This is a genomic window from Terrimonas pollutisoli, assembly GCF_029360765.1.
GTDB classification, from domain to species: Bacteria; Bacteroidota; Bacteroidia; order Chitinophagales; family Chitinophagaceae; genus Terrimonas_B; species Terrimonas_B pollutisoli.
In genome coordinates this window covers 264,192-287,344 of the sequence record NZ_JARKNA010000004.1, presented here as the reverse complement: position 1 = coordinate 287,344, position 23,153 = coordinate 264,192, and the positions used below count along the sequence as shown (strand labels likewise).

Below are 23,153 nucleotides of genomic sequence, written 5' to 3'. Positions count from 1 at the left end.
TTCACTTCTCACTTTTTCCTTTGACCGAGCAACCATTTCACCAAATCAGTCGCCGCTTTAAAGTTAGGGTACTCAGTAGGCAGTTTTCTACCGTCGAGGTATTCATTATACAACCACGGATCGCCCACTGCCAATACACTACCCTTTCCATACTTTGCTACCGCAATAATTACTTCGTTGTCTTTTTTTACCACTGCCTTAGCAGGAGACTTAACCATCAACACACTTATCTCCTTCAAATACATTTTATATGGTTCGCTGAAGACCTGTTTATCATTGGGTATTACAACACCTGTTTCGTAAGCATCATTTTTAACCATATTTCTGCTTAAATCCGTAAAGTGTATACCAAAGGTCTCACTCAGTTTATTAAAATGCCGGAGGTCACAATTAGCACTGTCGTTTGCCATCAGGAGCAATACCCCTCCAGCCTTCACCCAATCGCTAATCGCTTTTACATCTTTTGATGAAACATAATTTGGTTTAGGATTATCTTTCAGGTGGTCAGGATCTACTATGATGTAAACCGATGCTTTCTTTAAATTATCAGCAGTTGGCGCTACATCTAAAGAAGCCAGCTTAGCGCCATACTTGTTAAAAATAAGTCCCAACCCCGCAAAGCCGGGATGTGAATATTCTTCCCATGTATAATGCCAGTAACCAATATTTCCGCCAGGTCCTTTTCTTTTTTCACTGTTGAAATACCGGTCGAGCAAAACCGTTTTGCCTTTCCCTGTCGATTGTGTTAGCAACATTTCCATTTCATTACCCGCCAGTAAGAAAGCGCCGATCCCTTTTGGATCATTGACAATAACATCTTCACTCATATAATAAGCAAAGCTACCATCACGATAAGGATTGCCACCCAGGCCGCTTACTTTCACGGTGCCATGCAAATGGGTTTGACCATCTTCAACCTTAATAAATTGTTTGACGATCCCATCATATCCCTTTTTGGCAATGGAAATTTTTGTTGATGGCAAATATCCTTTCCTCACACCCTTTGCCACTGCATAGACAAACTGGCTGCTGGCCGATGCTTCAAAATAATTCTTCTCTTTACCCGGGCCATTATAATTCAAAATATCCAGCCAGAGACCGGTTTTGGGGTCCTGTACTTTTTCAACCGCATTCACCAGCCGGTTCAGTATAGCGATAAGATCTTTTCGTTTCGGATGATTTTCAGGAAACCAATCTAAGGCATCCACCAAGGCTGTAGCATACCAGCCCATTGCTCTTGCCCAAAACAAAGGAGAAGTACCGGTCTGTTTATTGGCCCACTGTTGCTCACGGCTTTCGTCCCATGCATGGTAGAGCAAGCCTGTCTTTGCATCTCTTGCATGTTTTTCCATCCAGATAAATTGATTGGCCACATCATTGAACGCTGTATCCTCGTTCATCAAATTGGCATACTCCGCATAAAAAGGTGAGCCCATATATAACCCATCCAGCCACATCTGATAAGGATAAATTTTCTTATGCCAGAAACCACCTTCTTTGGTACGTGGATGTGTAAGCAATTGTGTCCTCAATAACTTTGCTGCTTTCAGGTATTTTTCTTTTTGTGTCACCCTATAAAGTAGTAAGACCAGCTTTCCGTTGTTGATATGATCAATATTATATTCATCGGGCCGGTATGTTTTGATGGAACCGTCATCCTGAACGAAATAATCCATTTGCTTCTGGATATAGTTATAATATTTTACATCACCGGTGTTTCTCCAAATACCTTCGAAACCTTTTAAGATGACACCCATATCATAGGACCATTTTGCCTGGCTTCCCAATGCAAAAGAATCCTTCCACCTGTTCATTACGGTTTCAGCCACCTGTTCAGACAAAGCTTTTTGTTGAGCGGCCACACCTGTTGCCAGGCAAACAAATAAAACAAAAACTGCTATATAGGAAATCTTCTTCATTTTACGGTTATGCTTTTTTCTGTTGCTCCTAATTCATACACGATCTTCTCTTTCGCCCTGGTAGCATCGGTTTTTTTAATATTGATATCATTACTCCTGTCGCCACTAACCCGGAACAACAATTCTGAATTGTCTTTATAGGTGATATTATCAAAAGTCAATTTATCGCTTTGTACTATATCAACTACTGGGTTCGTTTCATTGCTTATTACCTTGATATTTTTAAAGGTAATGCCGGTCGCCTCCTGCACATCAATACCTTTTTTGGCCTGCAGCATCATATTTTCCAGCACAATATTTTTCACATGCATTTCAGGAAGGCCACGAACAAAAATGGCCTTTTCTGCGCCGTTGCAATACACGTTGCTGATATGAAAGTTGCGAAACTGTGGTGTTGTTTCATCAACGGATTTGAATTCTGCTTTTGGCAATTCTCTTTTTTCGCCAGCCAGCACGACCGGGTCTTTAGCCATATAGTACATATCAAAAAGAATGGCCTCGGCAGGAATATCTTTCATATAAATGTCTTTAATGAAAATATTCTCCACAATGCCACCACGGCCTCTCGTTGTTTTAAACCGTAAGCCAATATCTGCTCCAACAAATGTGCAATTGCTGACATAAATATTTCTTGCGCCGCCACTCATTTCACTACCGATCACAAAACCACCATGCGAAGAATACACAGTACAACCCCGGATAATTACATTCTCTGTAGGCATAGCTCTTTTTCTTCCTTCTTCGTCACGACCACTTTTCATACACAGTGCATCGTCACCCACATCAAACACAGAATTTTCAATCAGTACGTTTTTGCAGCTCTCTACATCAATACCATCGCCGTTTTGTGCATACCAGGGATTTTTGACAAAAACGTTTCTTACCGTCAGGTGTTCACTCATCAACGGATGCAGGCACCAGGCCGGCGAGTTTTGAAAAGTGACACCTTCCAGCAAAATATATTTACAGTTAGTAAGTAAAAGCAAGTTGGGCCGAAGAAAATCTTTGATGCTCTCATAGAAAGCCGCATCCTTCCCGATTATACCAGGATTGGCCGGCATCTTTGATCCTTTCATAAATCCTTCGGAAGGATACCATGTTTTTTGATCTTCACTCAATACACCGCCTGCAGTAACCAATTTTTTCCATTGGCTCTCGGTCAGCTTATCTTTTTTTACTGCCCGCCAGGCATCGCCGTTTCCATCGATAATTCCTTTTCCTGTTATTGCAATATTAGTTGCACCGGTAGCCGAAATAGGTGATTGATTTCTCATTTGTGGCAGGCCTTCCCAATTAGCCTCCACTAATGGATATTCATTTTTATCTTTTGTAAACAACAGGGTAGCTCCATTCGCCAGGTGAAGATTGACATTGTTCTTCAATACTACGGGTCCTGTAAGCCATAGCCCGGCAGGAACAAGCACAACGCCGCCACCTTTTTTACTGATCGCATCAATGGCGTTGTTTATACTTTTTGTATTTAATGTGTTGCCATCCGGTACCGCACCCAGTTTAATAATTGAAAGCGTATCTTTTTTGAATTTGGGAGCAACCACCACAGGTAACTTCATCCCGAATTGTGCTGAGACAACACTAACCAATACTACCGCAATAAGAAAGAAGAATAGCTTTTTCATTATGTCAATTAATCGTTGTACAAACGTCAGGTTTGCAACACAAGATTACTCTGAAAGTCATTCATAGCAAGCCAGTTATAACCTTTTATTTACGCAAACGTTACCGGTAACGATACCATCGGACACGCTTTATCCCGTTAATTGAAAAAACCTTATTGAGCTACCTTAACGGCTTGCCTGGCCAGCAATTTCCATTGCTTGTTTTCCTTTTGAAAAACTAATAAAATAGCCAGGTGAACTTCACCGGGCTTCCCGTTATCATTTGTTGTTGCATTCAATTTATGTCGTACCACGGCCACTTTGCCATTGACGCTAATGGTTTGATCTTTTAATTCGATTGTTACAAAATCGGATTTGCCTGTGGCGATTTTGTCAACAAATTCTGTCTTCCCTTCTACATAGCCACTACTATGCCCATAACTCAATTTATCTGAAGCAATGGCTTCCAATTCCGCTTTGTTGCCGTCAATCATCGCCTTGCGTAATTGTTCAACGGCGTTGCCGACCGCTGTCTCCTCCTTACTTTGTGCATTGACGCTGATCATTGTGGTGAGTAATAAAAATGTTACAATTAATTGTTTTATCATGTTATCATTTTTTAGAACCTGTTGGCCATTGGAACTAAGTCCGTTAATTCGGAAATCTTCACTGGCCGTTTCTCTTGAATACTTTTTCTTGCCGCAATTCCAATCAAAATGGACATAGCACCTTCCCTTGTTCCCGCCATCACATGATGTGGATTATCATTGGTATCTACAAACATTCTCCGCTGCATCCGGATATCACCACCGCCATGTCCTCCCCTTATTTTAGGAGTGGTATACACTTCAAAGCCTTTTCCAAAGTTATCCATTGCTAGTATTTCCCGCACTTCTCCTGCAACAGCATCGTCTGCATTTGACATTTCGATGGCATGTCGTTTGGCCTGGTCCTCCGGCGTTTTTTGCAGGTAAGGAATATCTTCCCAGGTTTCTATTCTTCCTTTCAATCCATTAAAGGCGATCTGCCATCCTTCATAGGGCGAATAAGTAGTGAGGGAATAATTGGCGACTACACCATTGGCATAAACGATCTGCGCAGACATCTTATCGTATATATCTATTTCAGCACTCCAAACACAGCCATCTTTTATATAGCCATCATGGTGCTCATTGTTTACATATAAATCCATCTGCCCTTTATCCTTCGTGATATCCCAATAAAATTTGCATTTATCCTTGTATTCACAACCGCGGCATTTTTTTCCCTGGAAAGGATTGTTTTTTCCGTAATGATCCAATGTACCATAGGCGGTAACTTCTACCGGTTCCGAATTCAGCCACCAATTCAACAGGTCAAAATGATGGGTGGCTTTATGCACCCAGAGTGAACCACTTTTTGCCATACGCCCATGCCACCTCCTGAAATAATCCGAACCATGATGCACATTAAGATACCAGTTGAAATCAACCGAAGTGATTTTACCTACTCGTTCAGCTGCTAACAATTCTTTTAGCTGCATATTATGAACACTGTGCCGGTAGTTAAATGCAACGATCACTTTTTTGCCGGATCTTTTTTCGGCATCCAAAACCCTTTTACATTTTACTTCATCTGTGGTCATTGGCTTTTCAGTGATCACATTCACACCCATGTCCAGTGCTTTTACAATAAACTCATCGTGGGTAGCGTCGACAGTGGTTACAATTACATAATCGGGTTTTGTTTCCCTCAGCATCTGCTCAAAATTGCTGAAGGTCGGACAGCTTACCTCCATCATTTTTTTCACATACTCCAGTCTCCCCGGATTAATATCCGATAAACCGACAAACTCGGTTATATCACCAAAAGTTTTAACTATGCTCCGTCCCCACAGACTCGATCCGCGGGCACCTGTGCCTACTAAAGCAAGTTTTATTTTTTTCCCGGATGGAATAGCGAAGGATTCGAAAGGATTTAACATCAATGCTGCACCAGCGGCAGCGGTAAATTTCATAAATGTGCGGCGTTCCATGGCAATTATCGTTTTTAATAAATATTTTTTTTTGAAGCAGGCTGAAGTGCTACTATCAACTTCGTTGCGTCGCACTCTTCAGCGTTCTGTTCGCTACTCGGCCTCACCTCCCCGAGCTTTGCTCCCAACTTTCGCTTTGCTCAGTTGCCTCTCCCAAAGAGAGGAGGCGGTGCTGCATCTCTTTACACATCATCATATCTACCACATCAACTTTATATCCCTACTCAACATTTTCGAAAGCTCCGATTAATAGCAGAGTTTTCGTTAAGCAGGGCTGTGCGTTGGTGGCTTTCTCTACCTCATCCTCTTATCCTTCTCCAAGGGAGAAGGACGGTGCTGCATGGCAAATCCAAACGATATAACTACCACATCGGCTTTATATCTCTGCTCAGCATTTTCAGAACCGCCGATTAGTTTTCAGCATCTTCGAAAAGCGAGGAGCTGTGCTTTGCAAGTCTCCCCTATTGGGGGAGATTTAGAGGGGGCCGTGGGTTTTCAACCCTAAACCAATCCACATCCATAAAGCCTGAATCATTTGTTTTCGCGGTCCTTGTACAAAACAAACCAACCTTAGCTCCTACCCAGCGACCGGACTTTGCTGTTAACTTATCGCCTATTGCTTCAAATGTTTTTCCGTCTTCACTATAACTGAATTCACACATTCCTCCTTTGCCAACAATCACCCGAAAATAAATATCCGTATTGCTTATCCTTTGACCGTCCTGTACTGTCTCGTTTTTTCCTTTATCCGCTTCCTTGCAGATGCTATAAGAAATGTAATGACCATCTTTCCTTTTTTCTACAGCCACATAGGCGTAATCGGCTCCTAATATGATCAGTCCGGCTTTCTCACCATCCAGCCTTGGCTTAAAAGAAATTTTTGTTGTCACACTAAATTCATCGGCCGGAAATTTTTGCATCAATAAATTAGGCACCTCCCAATAGTTTCTCACACTATCGGCTATTGGATAAGAAAACAACCTCAGTTGTCCATTTGATGGAAAAGCCCAATAAGGTTTTGCATTAGCCTGCCACTGCCATTGCAAACCGATCCGATAGCTATCGGATTTATTTTTATCGAATTCATCTGAATCCGCAGGAGTAGTTATAGGATATGTTTTGCCAACATTTGGTTTTTTATAAATCATTACCGGTTGGCCCTTGCCATCACCGTCTTTATCCTCACCAATCACCGGCCAGTCATTAACCCATTTCATCGGCTGAAGATGCACCACTCTTCCGTATGCTTCCTTATCCTGGAAATGCAGGAACCAATGTTCGCCGGTTTTTGTATCTACCCATGCTCCCTGGTGCGGGCCATTTACAGTTGTTGACCCCTGGTCCATCACCACTTTTCTTTCATAAGGTCCATAGATATTTTTGCTTCGCAATACCAGTTGCCATCCGGTGCTTACACCGCCGGCAGGTGCAAACAAATAATACCAGCCATTCCGCTTATATACTTTAGGTCCTTCGAGTGTCGGGTCCAGGTCGTGACCATCATAGACCATTACACCATCATCAATTGTTTTAGTTCCTTCCGTATTCATTTGTTTGATCACAATGATGCTTTTGATACCTGCACGACTACCTGCATAGGCATGAACAAGGTATACCTTACCATCCTCATCCCACAACGGGCAAGGATCAATTAATCCTTTTCCGCCTTCTACCAATACAGGATCAGACCAGGGGCCTTTGATATTTTTTGCTTTAATCAGGTAAATACCAAAATCAGGATCTGGATAGTAGATATAAAATTCATTTTTATGATAACGGATGGCCGGAGCCCATACACCATTTCCATGTTGTACTTTAGTGAAATGATCGAATGGCGCCTGCCTTTTTAATGCATGCCCGATGATTGTCCAGTTTACCAGGTCTTTTGAATGAAGGATTGGTAAACCGGGTATATGATTAAAGCTGGATGAAATCATATAATAATCATCTCCTACCCTGATGGCGTCAGGGTCAGAATAGTCAGCATTGATGACAGGGTTTTTGTAGGAGCGGTTCCCATTATCGGATACCCATACCCTAGAGATGTTATTCTGTGCAAATGCATTAAAAGAAATCAATCCACAAAGTATCGTGTAAGCAACAAATTTTTTCATCCGGAATTACTGATTAAAAAGGTTTAGGTATAACAAAACTCATTTCTTTCATCCATAGCTCCAGCAGGTTCATCCACGAATCAGTGGAACCGGGATTGTCATCGAGCCGTATTCCATGCCCTCCCTGCGGAAATATATGAATGCTTGCATTTATTTTTTTGTCAATAAGTGCATTATAAAACAACAGACTGTTTTGCACTTTTACCGTACTGTCATTTAATGCATGAACAATAAAAGTGGGTGGAGTATAGCCTGAAACATGCAATTCATTCGAATATCGCTCTATCATTTCCTTGGTGCTGTCGGGCCCTATAAAATTTCTTTTACTTCCGGGGTGAGCATACTTACCCATGCTAAGCACCGGAGAAAGCAATACCATGAAATCAGGACGATAATTAAAAGTATCCACTGCATCTTTGATCGAGGAAGCATCTCTGCTATTTGTACCCAGCATACTGGCTACATGGCCGCCTGCCGAAATGCCCATCGTCCCAACTTTGTCCGTTTTGATACTCCACCTTGCATGGTTGGCCCTGATAATCTTCATAGCTCTTTGTGCATCCTGCAGGGGAGCAAGCTGTCGTTGTAATAAATCCTGCTGGTGAGGCAAACGGTAAATAAGAACAAAGGCGTTTATACCAATTGAATTATACCATTTGGCAAAATTGAATCCGTTGTATAAATGCGATAGTCTTTCATAACCTCCACCCGGGCAAATCAGCACTGCTGTTCCTTTATTTTCCGACTGGGGAACAATGAATGCATACATCCCCGGCGTACCCACTCTCCATATTCTTTCATTATATAAACTATCTGTTACCTTTTTGCCGTTGAAGTTTGGCTTCTTTCCTTCGGGCCATAGCGGGATGAACTCTTGCGCTTTTGCATCAACAAAAAAGCTGACAATAAAAATTACGACTAAAGATTTTTTCATATCTATTTTTTATCTATGGGCCATTCAAACGATTTTGTCCTGATATTAGAAAACCAATCTGTCTCCTGTAGCATTGCCGGATTACATCCGGAAAAAATATTTTCCAATGTATAATCTTTTGCTTCTTTATCGCTGAGTTGCTTCGACCAGTTTACTCTTTTGCTGATGCCTGCGCCAGCACCGGTATTTTTATACTCCGCGTAAAAAGTTGTTTTTTCATTTTCGGGATTACCCCAGTTATTCCATCCTTCTGCAGCAATGACATTAGGAAATTCACAACGGATAAAAACAGTTTTGGACCAGGCCCGCCACGGACGGCCGAGATAGAGTTTATTGACTGCAGAATCAGTGATTACTTTACAATCCAAAAAAACAAAGCCGAATTTCTTCCCCGCCGGAGTATTGGCCGCCGTAATATATGAATTGGATTTTGCCCGGATGGTGCAATGTTGAAATACGGCTGTAGCGGGACCAAAAATAAAATCAGTAGTGCCTTCGATAAAGCAGTTGATAAAAAATTGTCTTGATAATTCCCCGCCATTATAAATCGTATCCTGGTTGCCAATAAAACGGCAGTTTTTGAATACCGCCTTATCAGCATCTACATACAATGCCACAGCCTGTCCTACCGTTCCCGCTGAATTGACAAAAGTGATATTCTCAGCGACGAAGCGATTGCCTGAAATTTTTGCCGTGTAGGAAGTGAAGGTGGTGAGCTTTCCTCTTCCGGAATAATCATTAAAGGTGATGATTGTTTTTTCTACGCTTTCGCCGATGAACGTGACATCGGTATTATTTGCCGGCAATTCAATTTTTTCATTATATACTCCATTCTTTATATAAAGTGTGATCGGCTCCAATGGAAAAACCCGCATGGCGTCAATAGCATCCTGTATGAACTTATAATCACCGCTCCCATCCTTTGCTACGGTAAATACATATTTATATTGCTGCGGATTCGAGGCCTGGCCAAAAACACTGTTTACAATCAAACAGGTCAGTATCAAAACAAAAAATAATTTTTTTATTGACAGCATAAATCTATTTTTTAAAAACTCGTCAATACTTTTATTCGCAATACTGTCTTTTAAGTTCATGCCTTTACTGTTTGGCATTTCCCATTTGCATATAGAGGAATAAACTCCGCAAACTTCTCAGGAGAAGTCTGCGGAGTCTGCGCACGAGAGATCACACAATAACTGATCAAAGAAATCAGGACAATGGCTTTCATTAATGTATTCTTATGTTTTTGCTCAATTCAGTCTTTTACGATTGCCAAATTCAGGTTTTTTGTAACAGCCATATCACCTTTCGTAATTTTCAAGGCATAAGTTTTTCCTGGCTGTGTTGAAAAATTATACATGTAAACTTTTTCCCCGAACACTCAACTTTGCGTGTCATCTCATTCTTTCTTTACGTTTCTACCTTCATCTCTCCACTGTCCCAGCTAAAAAATTTCCAAATGTTGTGGAAGGGTTGAAACCCATCCCCGCCAATAATTGGAAATTGGCTTGCATGAGAAACTATTGAATCACTATTTTGTTTGTAGTGGTTTGATCGCCGTTTCTTATCACCAGGTAATACATACCTGCCTTCAAACCTTTCACCGGAATTGTGTTTGTATTGTTTATCAATTTCAGCGAACGCACCAGCGATCCATTGGCACTATACAATTGCATCATGGCGCCTGCTTCTATTTTGCATACCTGCACTTTCAAATTATCGCGAACAGGATTCGGATACACCATCACCTGGTAAGGAGTGACCCCACCATTAGCACCTGAATTATATAATCGGGCAGACGAATTCGCATTGCATCCACCCAGGTGATCACCATGATCCAAATGATGCTGTACATCTCCGGAACTCACACAGATCTCTTTTCCGTTATGGCATACCATCACTTTATCGCTATTGTTGCCGCAACGAACATCTACCACAGTGATAGTAATAGAAGCTTGCGCCGTGCATTGGTTCGCATCTGTTACCAACACAGTATACGTGCCGGCTGCATCTACTGACGTGGATTGTGTTGAATGCCCATTGCTCCATGAATAGGTGTAAGCCGCTGTACCACCGGAAGCATTTGCCGTTAGGTTAAGCGAAGAAGGACCATAGCCGAGGTAAAGCGTATTCTTTGCATCCACTGCAGGATTCATTGCATATACATCGGGAATGCTTACCAGCAAACGCGGATTCACTGTAACTGTCGTCTGACATGTAGTTTGATTGCCGTGGCCATCGTTTATGATCCAGTTAATAGTGCTTACACCTTCGTTAAAGCTGCCGCTTGCATCAGCGCCGCTGCCGCTTCTTGTCGTAGCTCCAGTAATGGAATAACTGATGTTGATCGTACCACAATTATCCGTAGCCGTTAGAACAGGTATGCTGTACGTACCACTGGTATTGTAACATTGAACAGGTACAACAGGATAATAGGTGATGATGGGTGCTGTTACATCTGTAATGGTAAGCGTTCCATTTACATAAGTTATTGTGTAATTAGAAAGCCCCGTGCCGTCAGCAGAACCTGGTACTATAGGATACTGTCCTACTCCGGTAACAGCATTTGCCGTTAACGAGACACTGCTCACTGCATCACCGTTCACTAAACCATCTATAGTAAAAGCAATAGTGCCTAAGTTTAAATCATCACCACATTCTTTTGTTTGATCATTAGCCTTGATCGTTAGTGGTCGCGGGTCAATTGTAAGCATTGCAGTAGCTGAAGCCGGATTGTAATAATCGTTTCCTGCAAATGAAGCAGTAACGGTGTAGCTACCTACATTTTCTGGTGCGCCGCTTAAGTTGTTATTGTCAGCATCTTTATACGTGAACGTCACATCAGGACTTAACCTGTCTCCCTCGCCGCCTGTTCCATAGGCAAAGCCTGAAGCTGCATGAGCATTACCATCATAACTATAATTACCTGCCTCAATCTTTACCGTTGCATTGGCCTTAGTGTAATTCGTTACACCAAATGCACCAACACTTGTAAAGCCCGATGCCGTAGCTGTGTAAGGATCGGAAATGCTTCCGCTTCCATTACGTGATGCCGGTGCAATCTTCCAGTTGCTTTCTTTGTATTGCATCACCGCCAATGGTTGTGATGGATCAAATCCGCTTGCCTGGTCGGCAACAACCCATCCGAATTTTGCAAGGAGATTACTTCCGCCATCTGTATCTTCTTTGATCGTCCATTGCTTGTTCACTACTTTGTCGGGATCAGAAGCAGGATTGTCAAAACTATTTTTTACACTCACTGAAAAATTATCAATAGCGCCAGTGTTGGTTAGTGTTACAGGATTGTAGCTGGTTGCAGAAGTCCCGATCGGGAAGCTAACTGCTGAAGCACCTACAGAACGTTTCAAAGCGCCGCTTCCGGAAGTGATGAAATAATTACTGCCCAGAGTAAGAGTGGTTGTTTTTGTTGCATCAACCAAACCTCCGTCGGCAATCGCCAAAACCATCTTGCCATTATTGCCTGTAGTAGATGGCGAACTATTTACCGTATTAAAACCTTTACCCAATTTTAAAATTCCTTCCGAACCAATATTCAGTGAAACAATTGAAGATGCATTGTTAGAGTAAGGCACCAGATTAGAAGTGGTAGTAGTAGCACTCAGATCCAGCGTTCCTTCAATGTTGTACGTATAACTTCCTCCGGGATTCGTAGTAGCAGAACCGGTAGGACTAAATGAAGCAGAAGGATGAATCAACTTAATGGTTTTCCCTTTATTGATAGTGTAGGTTACATTTTCACTCGTCGAATTGGTGGCAGTGTTGTAATACGCTGTGAAACCTGAAAGATTATACGACAAGCTTACATCCTGGTCGAATACAACATTCAATGCATTGGGATTGGCAGGTAATGGACGCAGCCTGGTGATCTTTGAAACACCTGCACCAGTCCACAATACTGATTCACATGCAGGATTAAATTCAAGGATAATTAAATCCTGCGGATTGGCTTCACCTCCGAAAATCCCATCATTTTGAAGGGTAACAGTGGCTGCTTGTCCTGCACCAATACGTAAGGTTTGTGCAGCCGGTGTTGCACCATAACCTCCATTACTGTTCAGAACAGCCCCTTGCGCAATGGTCAGGTTGTTTACACTCTTTAAGCCATCAATTGTTACCGCATGTCCCGACCGGATGGTAACATTTGCATTAGTCGGCTGAACACCTGTTGGCTGCAACACCCAACTGTTGGAAGCAGATACATACTTTTCCCAGATGGAAGCGGGATTAGACCCGTTGCCGCTCGAGGCATTGGTCCAGAAACCGGAACCTGCAGAGCGAAAATCACCATTGAGCGGAGTGGAGCGATCAACCTTCACTACTGTATCCGTTGTAAACGCCTGATAACCGGCTTTGCTTGCTACTATTTTATAAAAATAACTGACACCAGCTGGTGGTAAAACATCAGTGAACCTGTATGCAGCAGAGGTGTCTGTTGAAGCAACCAACTCGTTGACCTTTGAAAAGTTTACACTGTCGGTGCTTCTGTGCAGCTCGAAGGTTACACCATTAATGGGCCAGCAAATATTGAACAGAATAGTTGATTGTGCAGAGGAACGGTTTACTCTGAAATTGCTCAGGCTAATGGGTGCAGAAAAAGGCTTACAGGCGTCTGCCAACGCAACACAAGGATCCCAGGTTCCAAACATATTGCTGTTTATGAAATACGGGGCCGCTTGTTCATCAGTAAACTCTTTTGACCAGCTCACTCTTTTACTCAAATCAACCAATGCACCGCTGAAATATCTTGTCTTGTATTCTGCATAGGTAATTAACGCAGTATTGGTTTCTGGTGTCCATACCTGCCAACGCTCTGGTCTTACGGTTGTACCCATGCGGCAATTCAGAAATACCACTTTGGTCTCTGATGTATGTGGCGGTGCCGCATTCCCCCAGGGACGTCCTAATGTATAAGTCGTCTGTCCATTATTGTTAGGTAGCAAACAATCTCTGAAAACATATCCATACGTTTGGCCGGGAGGTGTACTTGCAGCAGTAAATACGCTACTGGTTGAACCATCTACCCTGTCCCTGTTAAACAGCACACAGGAGTCAAAAACAGCTATGGCAGAACCATAGATATAATCGGTATTGCCGTCGATGTAACAGTTTCGGAAGTATTGTCTTTTACCATTGCCCTGTGCCATCACTGTATCCTGCCCGCTCACCATTTTACAGTTTTTAAATATGATCCTGTCGCCTGTTGCTTTTACAGCCAGTGCCTGTGGTCCATCGTTTTTACGACCCCACGAGTTTTCGATGGTCATATTCATGAATACACAGTCATTGGAATTAATGGTGATCGTAGCGATCTCGGTAACACCTGGTTTCCCTGCATAATCATCCCACGAAAACACTACTTCATTAATGCCTTCACCAACCACGTATAAAAAGGGTTTGTTAGCGGGGATGGTTACTTTCTCTATGTACTTACCTTTCTTTACAAAAATCCGGTAAGGCGTTACACTGTTAGACGGTGCCGCATTAATGGCCGCCTGCAAGCTTGTATAGTTTCCTGTGCCATCCTGAGCCACTACCACATCATATCCCGCAACGGACAACGGTACATTAGCAGCCACACCACTCGCTGCCAGGCTGGCGTCGGTTGCACCAGCACTTGTTGCTGTGATGTTACCGCTGTACAAACCAGCAGTAGTTGCATTCAATCGCACAAAGGCTGTCGCATTAACGCTATTGTTTTCACGCACCAGGTTTAATGAACTGTGCCAGTTGTTATCATCTTCAGATAGTTCGAAACCGGCAGGAGCCGAAACGCTTACATTGGCTGTAAGATTATTTCCTTGTATGGTAAACGACTGGGAAGCCGAAGGCGTGCCCAGGGTTTGCGTAAAGGGATTTAAATTGCCAGACATAGAAACTACCGGAGCAGTTGAGATGGTGGCTGCTGATGCTGTTGCAACAGATGAATAGTTGAATGCTTTATCAACAGTAAAAATGTGATAGTAATAGGTGATGCCGGGTGCTAGAGCAGCCACAGTTCCATCATCAGTAAAATTGGTATTGGATCCAATGTAAACGACAGTGTTACCTGAACCTATGCTGTTACCAATGAAATAAAGCCCATTTGTTTTTATTGCCGGTGCCGTGGATGAAGTGCTTCTCACTACAATATAACCACCAGCATCTACCCCGCTGGCCGGGGCGGTCCAATTTACAGTAATGCTGTTTGAATTACCTGTTGCTACAGGAGAAGAAGCAGCATCCGGTGCCGTCACATCGGCTGAAGGAACCGTCTGATTATCGGCGGGATAGATCACAAAATCATCCACATCAAAAGGTTTGGTAATTGTGTTTGTACCTCCTCCATTGAAGCGGAAGCCACCAAAACTCATGGTAGGTGTATAAGCGGGGTTCACTGAGTAAGTGTACACAGCTTTTGACCAGTCACCATTTGTAGCCGTCCAGGCAGTGGTGGATGTAGCCGTAGTAAAATTCGTGTTGTCAGCTACTGCTATTAACCCGCCTACCTGGTTGCCGGTAGCAGGTGCCGGCGCACGGTAATAAAACTGAACGATGTATTTTATACCTTTTGTTAACGGTGTAGTTACTGTTGGTGAATAATTATTCTTCGTACTTAAACTCGTGCTGGTGTAAGTAAAGTAATTATTGCCTGTCCTTGCTGTTCCGTTGCTTACAATATTGGCACTGCCATTCGTTGTCCATACTTTTTGAGAAAGATTAGTACCTGCAGCTGGTGCAGTAGTGGAAACTGCGCCGGCTGGCTGATTTTCAAAACCGCCTTCCATTTCCGGAAAGAGACCGATAATTTGTTTTTGATTAACGGCTGGGGGAACAGCATTAGAGGTTGTGCCATTCACCTGCATATTAATGGTTGTTGCTCCTGTGCTTGCAGCAGAAATATTTCCGTTATATGTTCCATTAGCAGTTGCGTTGAGGCGAACACGAACAGCTGTGGATGAAACTGTACCGTTATTGGCTGTTAGTGTCAAGCTGCTGCTCCAGGTTACACTATCTAAGGAAAGCTGGTAATTAGCCGGAGCAGTTAATGTGATGTCACTGGTAAGATTGTTGCCTGAAACCAAAAATGTTTGTGCTGGAGAAGGTGAACCCAGGGTTTGATTAAAATGGCCAAAGGAACCATTAGCATAGATGGTTGGATTGTTATTGGCTACAGGGTTGGTAAGACTGTTCAAATAATTTTCAAGATTGGTATAACCATTTGCCGCTACACCATTTCTATCACTGGCATCGTTTGGATTAAGACCGTTGCTTGTTTCCCAGCTATCCGGCATGCCATCATGATCGCTATCTGCCGGAGCAGCAGTTGAATTCAATGCAGGCCATGCAGTTACTGTTTGATCATAAGGCGTACCATGCGGATAACCTCCCTGCACGTCAATAATTCTTCCTGTTCTGTTGCGAACATCATTTACAATACGCTGATCTAAAGTATCACGATTAGGAAGAGAACAGCCTGCTTTTTGTAAAACCGCTTCATAAGCATCAATAGCCGCTTCGGTGTTTAATGGATAACCAATATCAAAAGCTGTTGCAGCTTTTACCGTGGCAATATCACCAGTGCCTCCCTGAGGCACAACACCACCTGACCAGTTATCAGCCGTAATGGTTGCAGAACCGTCCACATAGTTCCCGTTCACATACCATTTTCCATAAGGGTCAGTGCTGCTGAAGCTGGGATTTGCTATGCGGAAGCGAACACCGCTGCCGGTTGAAGGACCATACTTGTAATAGTTATTTACAACATTATAATTACCACCCTCACCACCGTAAACTGTGTTGATACCCCAGTTATAAATTACGTTGTTTCTAAAATCACATTTCTCAATACCAACAGTGTTTGGTGAATAGGTACTAATCCCTGCAAAACGCGGATTACGATTACGGCAATCAGCAAAAAGATTGTGATGGAAAGAGCCTCTTTTTGCTCCCCATATACCACCATAGCCATGTTGTTCCCAGTCTGTATCGCCTGTTTCCCAATGGTAGGAATAGTTCAATGGTTCTGTGATAAAACACCATTGAATAGTTAAGTTATCTCCGCGATAGATGGTCAATGCTTCATCAGAGCTCCAGCTTACAGAGCAATGATCAATAATAATATTGCTTACATCAGCTCCACCAAATGCGTCATCACCCCCGCTGCCATTAACAGGGTTGCCATTGGCATCTACTTTCTTTTGGTTTTTATCGCCCAGGCGAAACCGCATGTAACGGACAATGACGTTGTCACCGACGATATAAACCGGGTGATCGGCTACACAAATGCCATCCCCTGGTGCGGTTTGACCTGCAATGGTAGTGTTGGCTTTGATGGTCAGCCTCGAATTCAAATGAATGGTTCCTGATATTCTGAATACAACCGTGCGATAGGTTGCTGATGCCGTTAACGCATAACGAAGACTGCCCGGTAATCCGTCGTCACTTAAGTTAGTTACTTCAAAAACAGTTGTAGGTGTACTTGTTGTTCCTCTTCCACCTGTAGCAAACATGCCTCCACCTTCAGCTCCGGGAAAAGAAGGTTGTTGTGCAATTGAAGGCAAAACATATAACAACAGGTAAATAATCGATATTGCTGGTTTCAGTGAAAAAGAAGTAAAATTCATTCTCATATTGAATCTATTATTTTATTTAGGTTGACTGATTCGTGTTGAAAGTTCGGGGAGTTGGTTCCTGATTTCTTTTAAAACTAATTGTGCAACCATTCTTGCCCCCAGTTCGTTAAAGTGGGTGTTATCTTCTTTGCCTTGCGGATAATTCGGATGCTCTCCCGCTTTTAACTGAAGAAATAATAATGCTGATTGTTCGGCTCCAAACTGCTGGAAAAGCTGCTGTGTTTGCTTATCCATATCAAACAATACCACTCCTTCTTCTTTCGCCACGTCACGGGTAATTTGTGCATACACATCATGCGTACCAACGATGCTGCCGGCTGCATCAAATTTTCTGCGGGCCATTGAAGTCATTAAAACAGGAATTGCTTTTTTATGTTTTGTTTCTGCAACGAATTTTTTCAGGTTGGCCTTGAATTCTGCTTCTGTTGTGTACGATTTCTTAGTGGGCACTTCATCATTGTGTCCAAATTGTATGAATATGTAATCGCCTTCGCTGGCCTCATCATAAATGGATTTCCACAAACCTTCAGTGATAAAGGTTCTGGTGCTTCTTCCATTTTTTGCACGGTTTACAACCGTAACGGATGAATCCCAGAAATAAACAAAAGGCATTCCCCACCCTGTTTCGGGATAAGCTTTTGTTTCTTTAATGCTGGCCGTAGAATCACCGGCAATGAAGATCTTTATTTTCTTCTTCTCCGGCAATGCAAAGGCAAAACCGGAAAGAACAATTAAAACTAATAACCATCTATTCATCTTCATTTCAACAACGAGTTAATATAAACTTCAATATTTGTATAGAACGAGTGCAGGGAGTTTTTGGATGCATCCGACGCATCGCTTTCATTCAATCCATTCTTTTTTTCCCATTCATCAGGCATACCATCTTTGTCTGAATCAACCGGCGCAGGTAATGACTGCAAAACAGGCCATGCCTTGACTGTATGTTCATACGCCGTGCCATGCGGATAGCCGCCCTGCACATCAATAAATCTTCCCGTCCTGTTTCTTACATCAAGGATAATCCTTTCATCCAACGTATCTCTTTTAAAACTTGCACCCACTTTTTTTAACACAGATTCATAAGCTTCTTTAGCCGGTTGGGTTGTTATTTCTTCGGTTGGAAAAGCAGAGTTTATCACAGCATTTTTTTTATCTGTTTCCGTTCCTCTATTACCCATGATAATGCCCTGCCAATTATTTTTCGAAATATCATTGGCTCCATCTACATAATTCCCGTTTACATAATATTTACCAAAAGGAAGTGTTTCTGTCTTCGATGGATTCACAATTCTGAAACGAACATTTTTATTGGTAGATGGGCCATATTTATAATAGTTGTTAACAACATTGTATTCACCGGCCTCGCCGCCATATACATTATTGCCGTCCCAGTTGTAGATCACATTGTTCCTGTAGTCAACAAACTCTTTTGAAGCGCCCAGCCTTGTACCATTGAACCGCGGATTGCGGCTGACACAATGTGCAAACAAATTATGATGCGCCGATAAATGATTACCACCCCATATTCCGCCAAAGCCATGATGCTCGAAATCCTTATCGCCTGCTTCGAAATGATAGGAATAGTTCAACGGTTCGGAAATAAGATTCCATTGGAGTGTAGTACTGTCGCCGTTATAAACAGAAAAACATTCATCCGTGCTCCAGCTAATGCTGCAATGATCAATGATGATATTTTTTCTTTTGCTTCCACCAAAAGCATCGTCACCGCCGCTACCATCCACTTTACCTTTTTGGCTTTGGTATTTATCACCCATGCGAAAACGCAGATAGCGAACGATGATGTTATCTCCGCCCAAGGACACCGGCTGATCAGCAAGACAAATACCATCCCCAGGTGCTGTCTGTCCTGCAATGGTTGCATCGCCTTTGATCGTCAGTTTCGATTCAAGATGAATGGTGCCGGATACAGCAAAAACAATGATGCGTTTTTCTTTCGCTTCGGCTGCTTTCCGAAAACTGCCTTCGTCGTTATCATTTAAATTGGAAACAATAAAAATCTTTCCTCCCCTGCCACCGATAGTGTATTTACCAAATCCTTCTGCGCCGGGAAAAGCAATGGCTGTTTCTTTATCGCTCACAAGCAGTGAACCATTTTTTTGCGCGGCACATTTTGTAAAAATACCTGCCATTACAATTATGCAATAATACCATCTCGAAAACATCCTTATTGTTTTATTATTCCAATACTGTTTTTTGTGGTGTATTACCCGCACCCTTCGCTCCTGGAAAAGCAGGCGATTGTGCCACCAGGCTTTGAGAAATTATAAAATACAATCCTGTAAAAAGAACTATTAAAAACCTGTTGCAAGACCGGGTGTAAAATTTACTCATACCTGCGTTTTTATAAGCTGTAATTTTTTATACGCTGAAGCTGATCCGCTACCAGGCTGTTATTTTTTCAAGCGTTATCATCTGTTGCAAAATGAAAAAGCAGATGCGGTTGTCATCATCCCGCATCTGCCTTTTTATTATCGCCACCTGGGATCACCCCCATTGTTTTTACCAGGAAATGAAGCATCTATAATCTTAAAGTTTCCGTTGGTAGGATCCTTCCAGATTTGAGCAGCTGTTTTGGTGTGGGTATTGATATTGGCAAAATCATTCCCGCCGGAAACATGATCCGATGTTCTGTAATTATTGCTGGCATTGACTGTAGTAGCCGAATTGACATTTACATCTCTTACGGCATCAGTGGCGCCGCCATTGGGTATTCCCGTACCAAAAAGACAGTTATTGACAATGATCCCATCAGTAACAGTATTTGAACTACTGGTGCTGTAATTGATATAATAGCTGTAACCATTGGTAGCAGTAACCCCCAGTGGCGCTTCATTGAAAGTACAATTTTCAATCAGTAGCGAAGTGGAGTTTTGCTTGCTTACCAGCACCCGTTGCGCTTTATAGATTGTACTGTTGGTAATGGAAATATTTTCAGCTTTACAGGTAACATTATCCACGTTAAACACACCATAATCTTTTACACTGTCAATGATGCAATTGTTGATCTTAAAATTGGAGACAGTCGTGTTGCCCGCTTTCAAACGAACCAGTCCCCTGAATATTTCGGCAGTACAATTTTCAAACCTGAGAGTTCCTACCGTGGCGCTGTTGTCAGTGTTAAAAACATAGCGTGATGAATAGTTATCGCTCTTCAGGTATATATCGTTAAACACAATTGAGTCTATCACACTGTTGGCTGCAAAATTGAAATTGCTGGTAAAGTAAATCATTCCCCTGTCGGTGGAGGAAAGATCGTCGCCGCTTTTTATGGTAATGGATTTATCCAAAAGCACAGCTGAGCTGATAGTATATGTTTCTCCTCTTTTCAGATATACAATGCTGCCCGATGGTATGAATGGAATGGTATCGGCCAATACAGAAGGCCGGCCCGTAATACTCCTGAGGTCAATGATGATACCCGTTTCCTGTGTTTTGGTTGTAAAGGCCGCATCTCCCCTGAGATCGGCCTCGCTGTAAAGCAGGATAATATAATTTACAGAGGGTAACAGGCCGCCAATAATTTTATATTCATCGGCCCGGTCGGCTGCTGTAAGATCAACCCCGGTTACCAGGGAACTGTCCGATGCTTTCAGAATTTTAACTGAGCTTACCGGGGCGCCTTTGGTTGTCCAGCTTACCCTTACTGCTTCATCGGTTACATCACTTTCAGTGGGTACTTTTAATATAGATGATTCTGTTTTTACAGCGCCTAAATAAGACCATTTGGAATTTCGTGCTGTGTCGGATGCAATGGCTTTTACCTGCATCTGGTAAAGCTGGTTATATTTTAAACCTTTTATTACGGCCGCATTGCTGTCCAGTTGCAGCGAAGCATCGATCGTTCTGAACGTATCCCGGCTTATTTGAAATTCATAGGACGCTGCACCGCTGATTTTTTGCCATGCAGCTACAATGGTGTTGGAATCGGCAGAAAGCGAACCGGCCAGCACCGGTCTGAAAATACGTGGAGCCTCCTCTATTAGATCTTTTTTCTTACATGCGGCTATGGTCAAAATTATTGCTGCCACTGCCGGTAAAATATTTTTAATCCGCATCATGATAATAATTTTTTTTGATCAGTACCCGTATTGATTTTCTAATGACCCTTTGCTGCTTGAAATAACACCGTTGTGCAAAGGCAAAATATAACGCAGCGGTGTGCCGCCTGTGTTGTCGGTATAACCCCGGTATTGCCGGTTGGTATAATCGGCAGGAGCATTGGTGGTGGTATTCCATAATGCACGGCCCCAGTTGATGCGGCTAGCTCCCGCAGGCGCAGTAGCCGCTTTTGAATATTTGTTAACGAAAGTGATGGTTTTGCCATCTTTATAATAGTACATATAATCAGGCAGGCTGGAATAAGTGCCTGTGCCATTTACTGCATCCTGTCCCATTTGAATCAGCGTGTTTCTTGTTTCTGCCACTTTTTTACCGAAGAGGTTCCATCGCTCCAGGTCAAATTTTCGCAAAAATTCACCGCCAAATTCCCAGGCACGTTCGTTGACGATAGCATTGAAGAAATTATCCTTACCACCTGATACGGAGGCAATATAGTTGTCCACTTTGTCACCCCACAATGAAGAAGGAAAAGCTCTCTGCCGCACTTTGCGCAAGGCATCCTGCGCTACAGTAGTGGGCCCGTTCAATTCATTTTCACTTTCAGCCAGCATCAGTAACACATCGGCATAACGCATCATCGGCCAGTTGATGCCGGTACCTTTGGAAGTAGATTCGCCCAATGCTGACGGCACCAACAGCCTGTTCCATTTATTGATAGAAATAGAAGTAGGTGCATTGGGGTTCTGCATCAATGAATCACCATAAGAAATAAGAGAACAGGTGGCGGGCAATCGCAAATCGGTGGTATCAAAAGAATGATAATAAGCAGGCGTCAGGCTCATTTGAATAGTAGTGGTACCAAAAGCATGGCCTACTTTGCTGGTAACTGCTACGCCTACCGACCAGCCCACATCGCCAAAGCCGGGATTAAATGCCACTTCGTAGAGCACATCGTCATTTACCATCGGCAGGTATTTATTTTCATTCATAAATACCGTTGCATAGTTGCCCAATACCCTTGGTTTCAGGCTGACGAGTTTTTTACAATATTCGTTTGCTATTTTATAATATTCCAGGTAATCATCCTTGCGCTTCATCGTCATATCAGGATACAGCCAGTAGCCACCGCGCATCAGCGCCAGCCGTGCAATCATACCCATGGTAAACTCCCGGTTTACTCTTTCAATACCAAAATCCAATTGGTCGGCCCATTGCATTTTTGACTCTATACTGATGAGGTCATTGATCAGAAAACTGAGAATGCTATCGCGGCCTGTGCGGGGCAAATAAAAATCATCGCCTGCCCTCGAGGGCTTTACAGGAAAAGGCACATCGCCCCAGTGGTTCATCAAAAGATAGTACCAATAAGCACGAAGCGTTTTCACTTCGCCCAACAGGTTATTATAAACAGCATTGCCAGGTTCTTTTGCCAATGCAATGTCGAGAAGTCCACTCTCACACTCATTCGCCTTGTTGATGGCGCTGTACGCATTATTCCAAACCGTCAACAAATCTGGATTGGACGGCGTACATTCAAACGACCAAATATCCCTGCGGCTGTTATCGGGTGAGCCGCCCACCGGCCCAACTTCTACATCGGTATTGCCGGCAAAATTGTTGGACACCCTCGATGTAAAAGCATCCTGGTTGAACAATGCATACACCATGTTGACGGCCTTTTTAGCATCCGTTTCGTTGCTAAAAACCTCCTCATCAATAAAGTTGGAAGGCGAATCTGCTTCCAGGTACTTTTTGCAGGAACTAAAGATCACTGCGGAAGCTGCGATGATGAAAAAAAGACGACGTTTCATTTGAAATTTTTTTATTGTTTTTAGCC

Annotated in this window: 13 protein-coding genes; all 13 read right to left on the bottom strand. The window is 42.8% G+C overall.

All coding sequences use genetic code 11. The annotated features are described in order from the left end of the window. Positions 1-8: 8 nt before the first annotated feature. Complete coding sequence (locus P2W73_RS09820) at positions 9-1,919, bottom strand: glycoside hydrolase family 88 protein (protein WP_276501852.1); 1,911 nt, start codon at positions 1,917-1,919, stop codon at positions 9-11. Further along, a complete protein-coding gene (locus P2W73_RS09815; RefSeq protein WP_276501851.1) occupies positions 1,916-3,556 on the bottom strand; it encodes a glycoside hydrolase family 28 protein in 1,641 nt (546 codons plus the stop codon). Before P2W73_RS09815 ends, P2W73_RS09820 begins: the two co-directional genes overlap by 4 nt. Before the next feature lie 152 nt (positions 3,557-3,708). Continuing rightward, positions 3,709-4,143, bottom strand: a complete 435-nt coding sequence (locus P2W73_RS09810; protein ID WP_276501850.1) for a nuclear transport factor 2 family protein — start codon at positions 4,141-4,143, stop codon at positions 3,709-3,711. A gap of 11 nt (positions 4,144-4,154) precedes the next feature. Beyond that, complete coding sequence (locus P2W73_RS09805) at positions 4,155-5,549, bottom strand: Gfo/Idh/MocA family oxidoreductase (protein ID WP_276501849.1); 1,395 nt, start codon at positions 5,547-5,549, stop codon at positions 4,155-4,157. A gap of 461 nt (positions 5,550-6,010) precedes the next feature. Further along, the gene (locus P2W73_RS09800; protein ID WP_276501848.1) at positions 6,011-7,663 is read right to left on the bottom strand and encodes a glycoside hydrolase family 43 protein; all 1,653 of its coding nucleotides are present in this window, start codon (positions 7,661-7,663) and stop codon (positions 6,011-6,013) included. Between the two features lie 13 nt (positions 7,664-7,676). Next, a complete protein-coding gene (locus P2W73_RS09795) occupies positions 7,677-8,597 on the bottom strand; it encodes an alpha/beta hydrolase (protein WP_276501847.1) in 921 nt (306 codons plus the stop codon). A 2-nt stretch (positions 8,598-8,599) separates the two neighbouring features. Continuing rightward, a complete protein-coding gene (locus tag P2W73_RS09790) occupies positions 8,600-9,634 on the bottom strand; it encodes a pectinesterase family protein (protein ID WP_276501846.1) in 1,035 nt (344 codons plus the stop codon). A 486-nt stretch (positions 9,635-10,120) separates the two neighbouring features. Continuing rightward, entirely contained in the window at positions 10,121-17,230 is a 7,110-nt protein-coding gene (locus P2W73_RS09785) for a pectinesterase family protein (protein ID WP_276501845.1), read from the bottom strand. Positions 17,231-17,245: 15 nt separating this feature from the next. Then, the gene (locus P2W73_RS09780; protein ID WP_276501844.1) at positions 17,246-17,995 is read right to left on the bottom strand and encodes a rhamnogalacturonan acetylesterase; all 750 of its coding nucleotides are present in this window, start codon (positions 17,993-17,995) and stop codon (positions 17,246-17,248) included. Then, positions 17,992-19,419, bottom strand: a complete 1,428-nt coding sequence (locus P2W73_RS09775; RefSeq protein ID WP_276501843.1) for a pectate lyase family protein — start codon at positions 19,417-19,419, stop codon at positions 17,992-17,994. The genes P2W73_RS09780 and P2W73_RS09775 overlap by 4 nt, the downstream gene beginning before the upstream one ends. Positions 19,420-19,432: 13 nt before the next feature. Then, on the bottom strand, positions 19,433-19,588 hold the full coding sequence (locus tag P2W73_RS09770) for a hypothetical protein (protein WP_276501842.1): 156 nt from the start codon (positions 19,586-19,588) through the stop codon (positions 19,433-19,435). Between the two features lie 137 nt (positions 19,589-19,725). Then, a complete protein-coding gene (locus P2W73_RS09765) occupies positions 19,726-21,315 on the bottom strand; it encodes a DUF5123 domain-containing protein (protein WP_276501841.1) in 1,590 nt (529 codons plus the stop codon). An 18-nt stretch (positions 21,316-21,333) separates the two neighbouring features. After that, positions 21,334-23,127: a RagB/SusD family nutrient uptake outer membrane protein gene (locus tag P2W73_RS09760; RefSeq protein ID WP_276501840.1), complete on the bottom strand. Its 1,794-nt coding sequence runs from the start codon at positions 23,125-23,127 to the stop codon at positions 21,334-21,336. Between the last annotated feature and the right edge of the window lie 26 nt (positions 23,128-23,153).

Bases quoted from the DNA above. Each gene is read 5' to 3' on its own strand.
- P2W73_RS09820 (WP_276501852.1), bottom strand. From the start codon at position 1,919: ATGAAGAAGATTTCCTATATAGCAGTTTTTGTTTTATTTGTTTGCCTG.
- P2W73_RS09815 (WP_276501851.1), bottom strand. From the start codon at position 3,556: ATGAAAAAGCTATTCTTCTTTCTTATTGCGGTAGTATTGGTTAGTGTT.
- P2W73_RS09810 (WP_276501850.1), bottom strand. From the start codon at position 4,143: ATGATAAAACAATTAATTGTAACATTTTTATTACTCACCACAATGATC.
- P2W73_RS09805 (WP_276501849.1), bottom strand. From the start codon at position 5,549: ATGGAACGCCGCACATTTATGAAATTTACCGCTGCCGCTGGTGCAGCA.
- P2W73_RS09800 (WP_276501848.1), bottom strand. From the start codon at position 7,663: ATGAAAAAATTTGTTGCTTACACGATACTTTGTGGATTGATTTCTTTT.
- P2W73_RS09795 (WP_276501847.1), bottom strand. From the start codon at position 8,597: ATGAAAAAATCTTTAGTCGTAATTTTTATTGTCAGCTTTTTTGTTGAT.
- P2W73_RS09790 (WP_276501846.1), bottom strand. From the start codon at position 9,634: ATGCTGTCAATAAAAAAATTATTTTTTGTTTTGATACTGACCTGTTTG.
- P2W73_RS09785 (WP_276501845.1), bottom strand. From the start codon at position 17,230: ATGAGAATGAATTTTACTTCTTTTTCACTGAAACCAGCAATATCGATT.
- P2W73_RS09780 (WP_276501844.1), bottom strand. From the start codon at position 17,995: ATGAAGATGAATAGATGGTTATTAGTTTTAATTGTTCTTTCCGGTTTT.
- P2W73_RS09775 (WP_276501843.1), bottom strand. From the start codon at position 19,419: ATGTTTTCGAGATGGTATTATTGCATAATTGTAATGGCAGGTATTTTT.
- P2W73_RS09770 (WP_276501842.1), bottom strand. From the start codon at position 19,588: ATGAGTAAATTTTACACCCGGTCTTGCAACAGGTTTTTAATAGTTCTT.
- P2W73_RS09765 (WP_276501841.1), bottom strand. From the start codon at position 21,315: ATGATGCGGATTAAAAATATTTTACCGGCAGTGGCAGCAATAATTTTG.
- P2W73_RS09760 (WP_276501840.1), bottom strand. From the start codon at position 23,127: ATGAAACGTCGTCTTTTTTTCATCATCGCAGCTTCCGCAGTGATCTTT.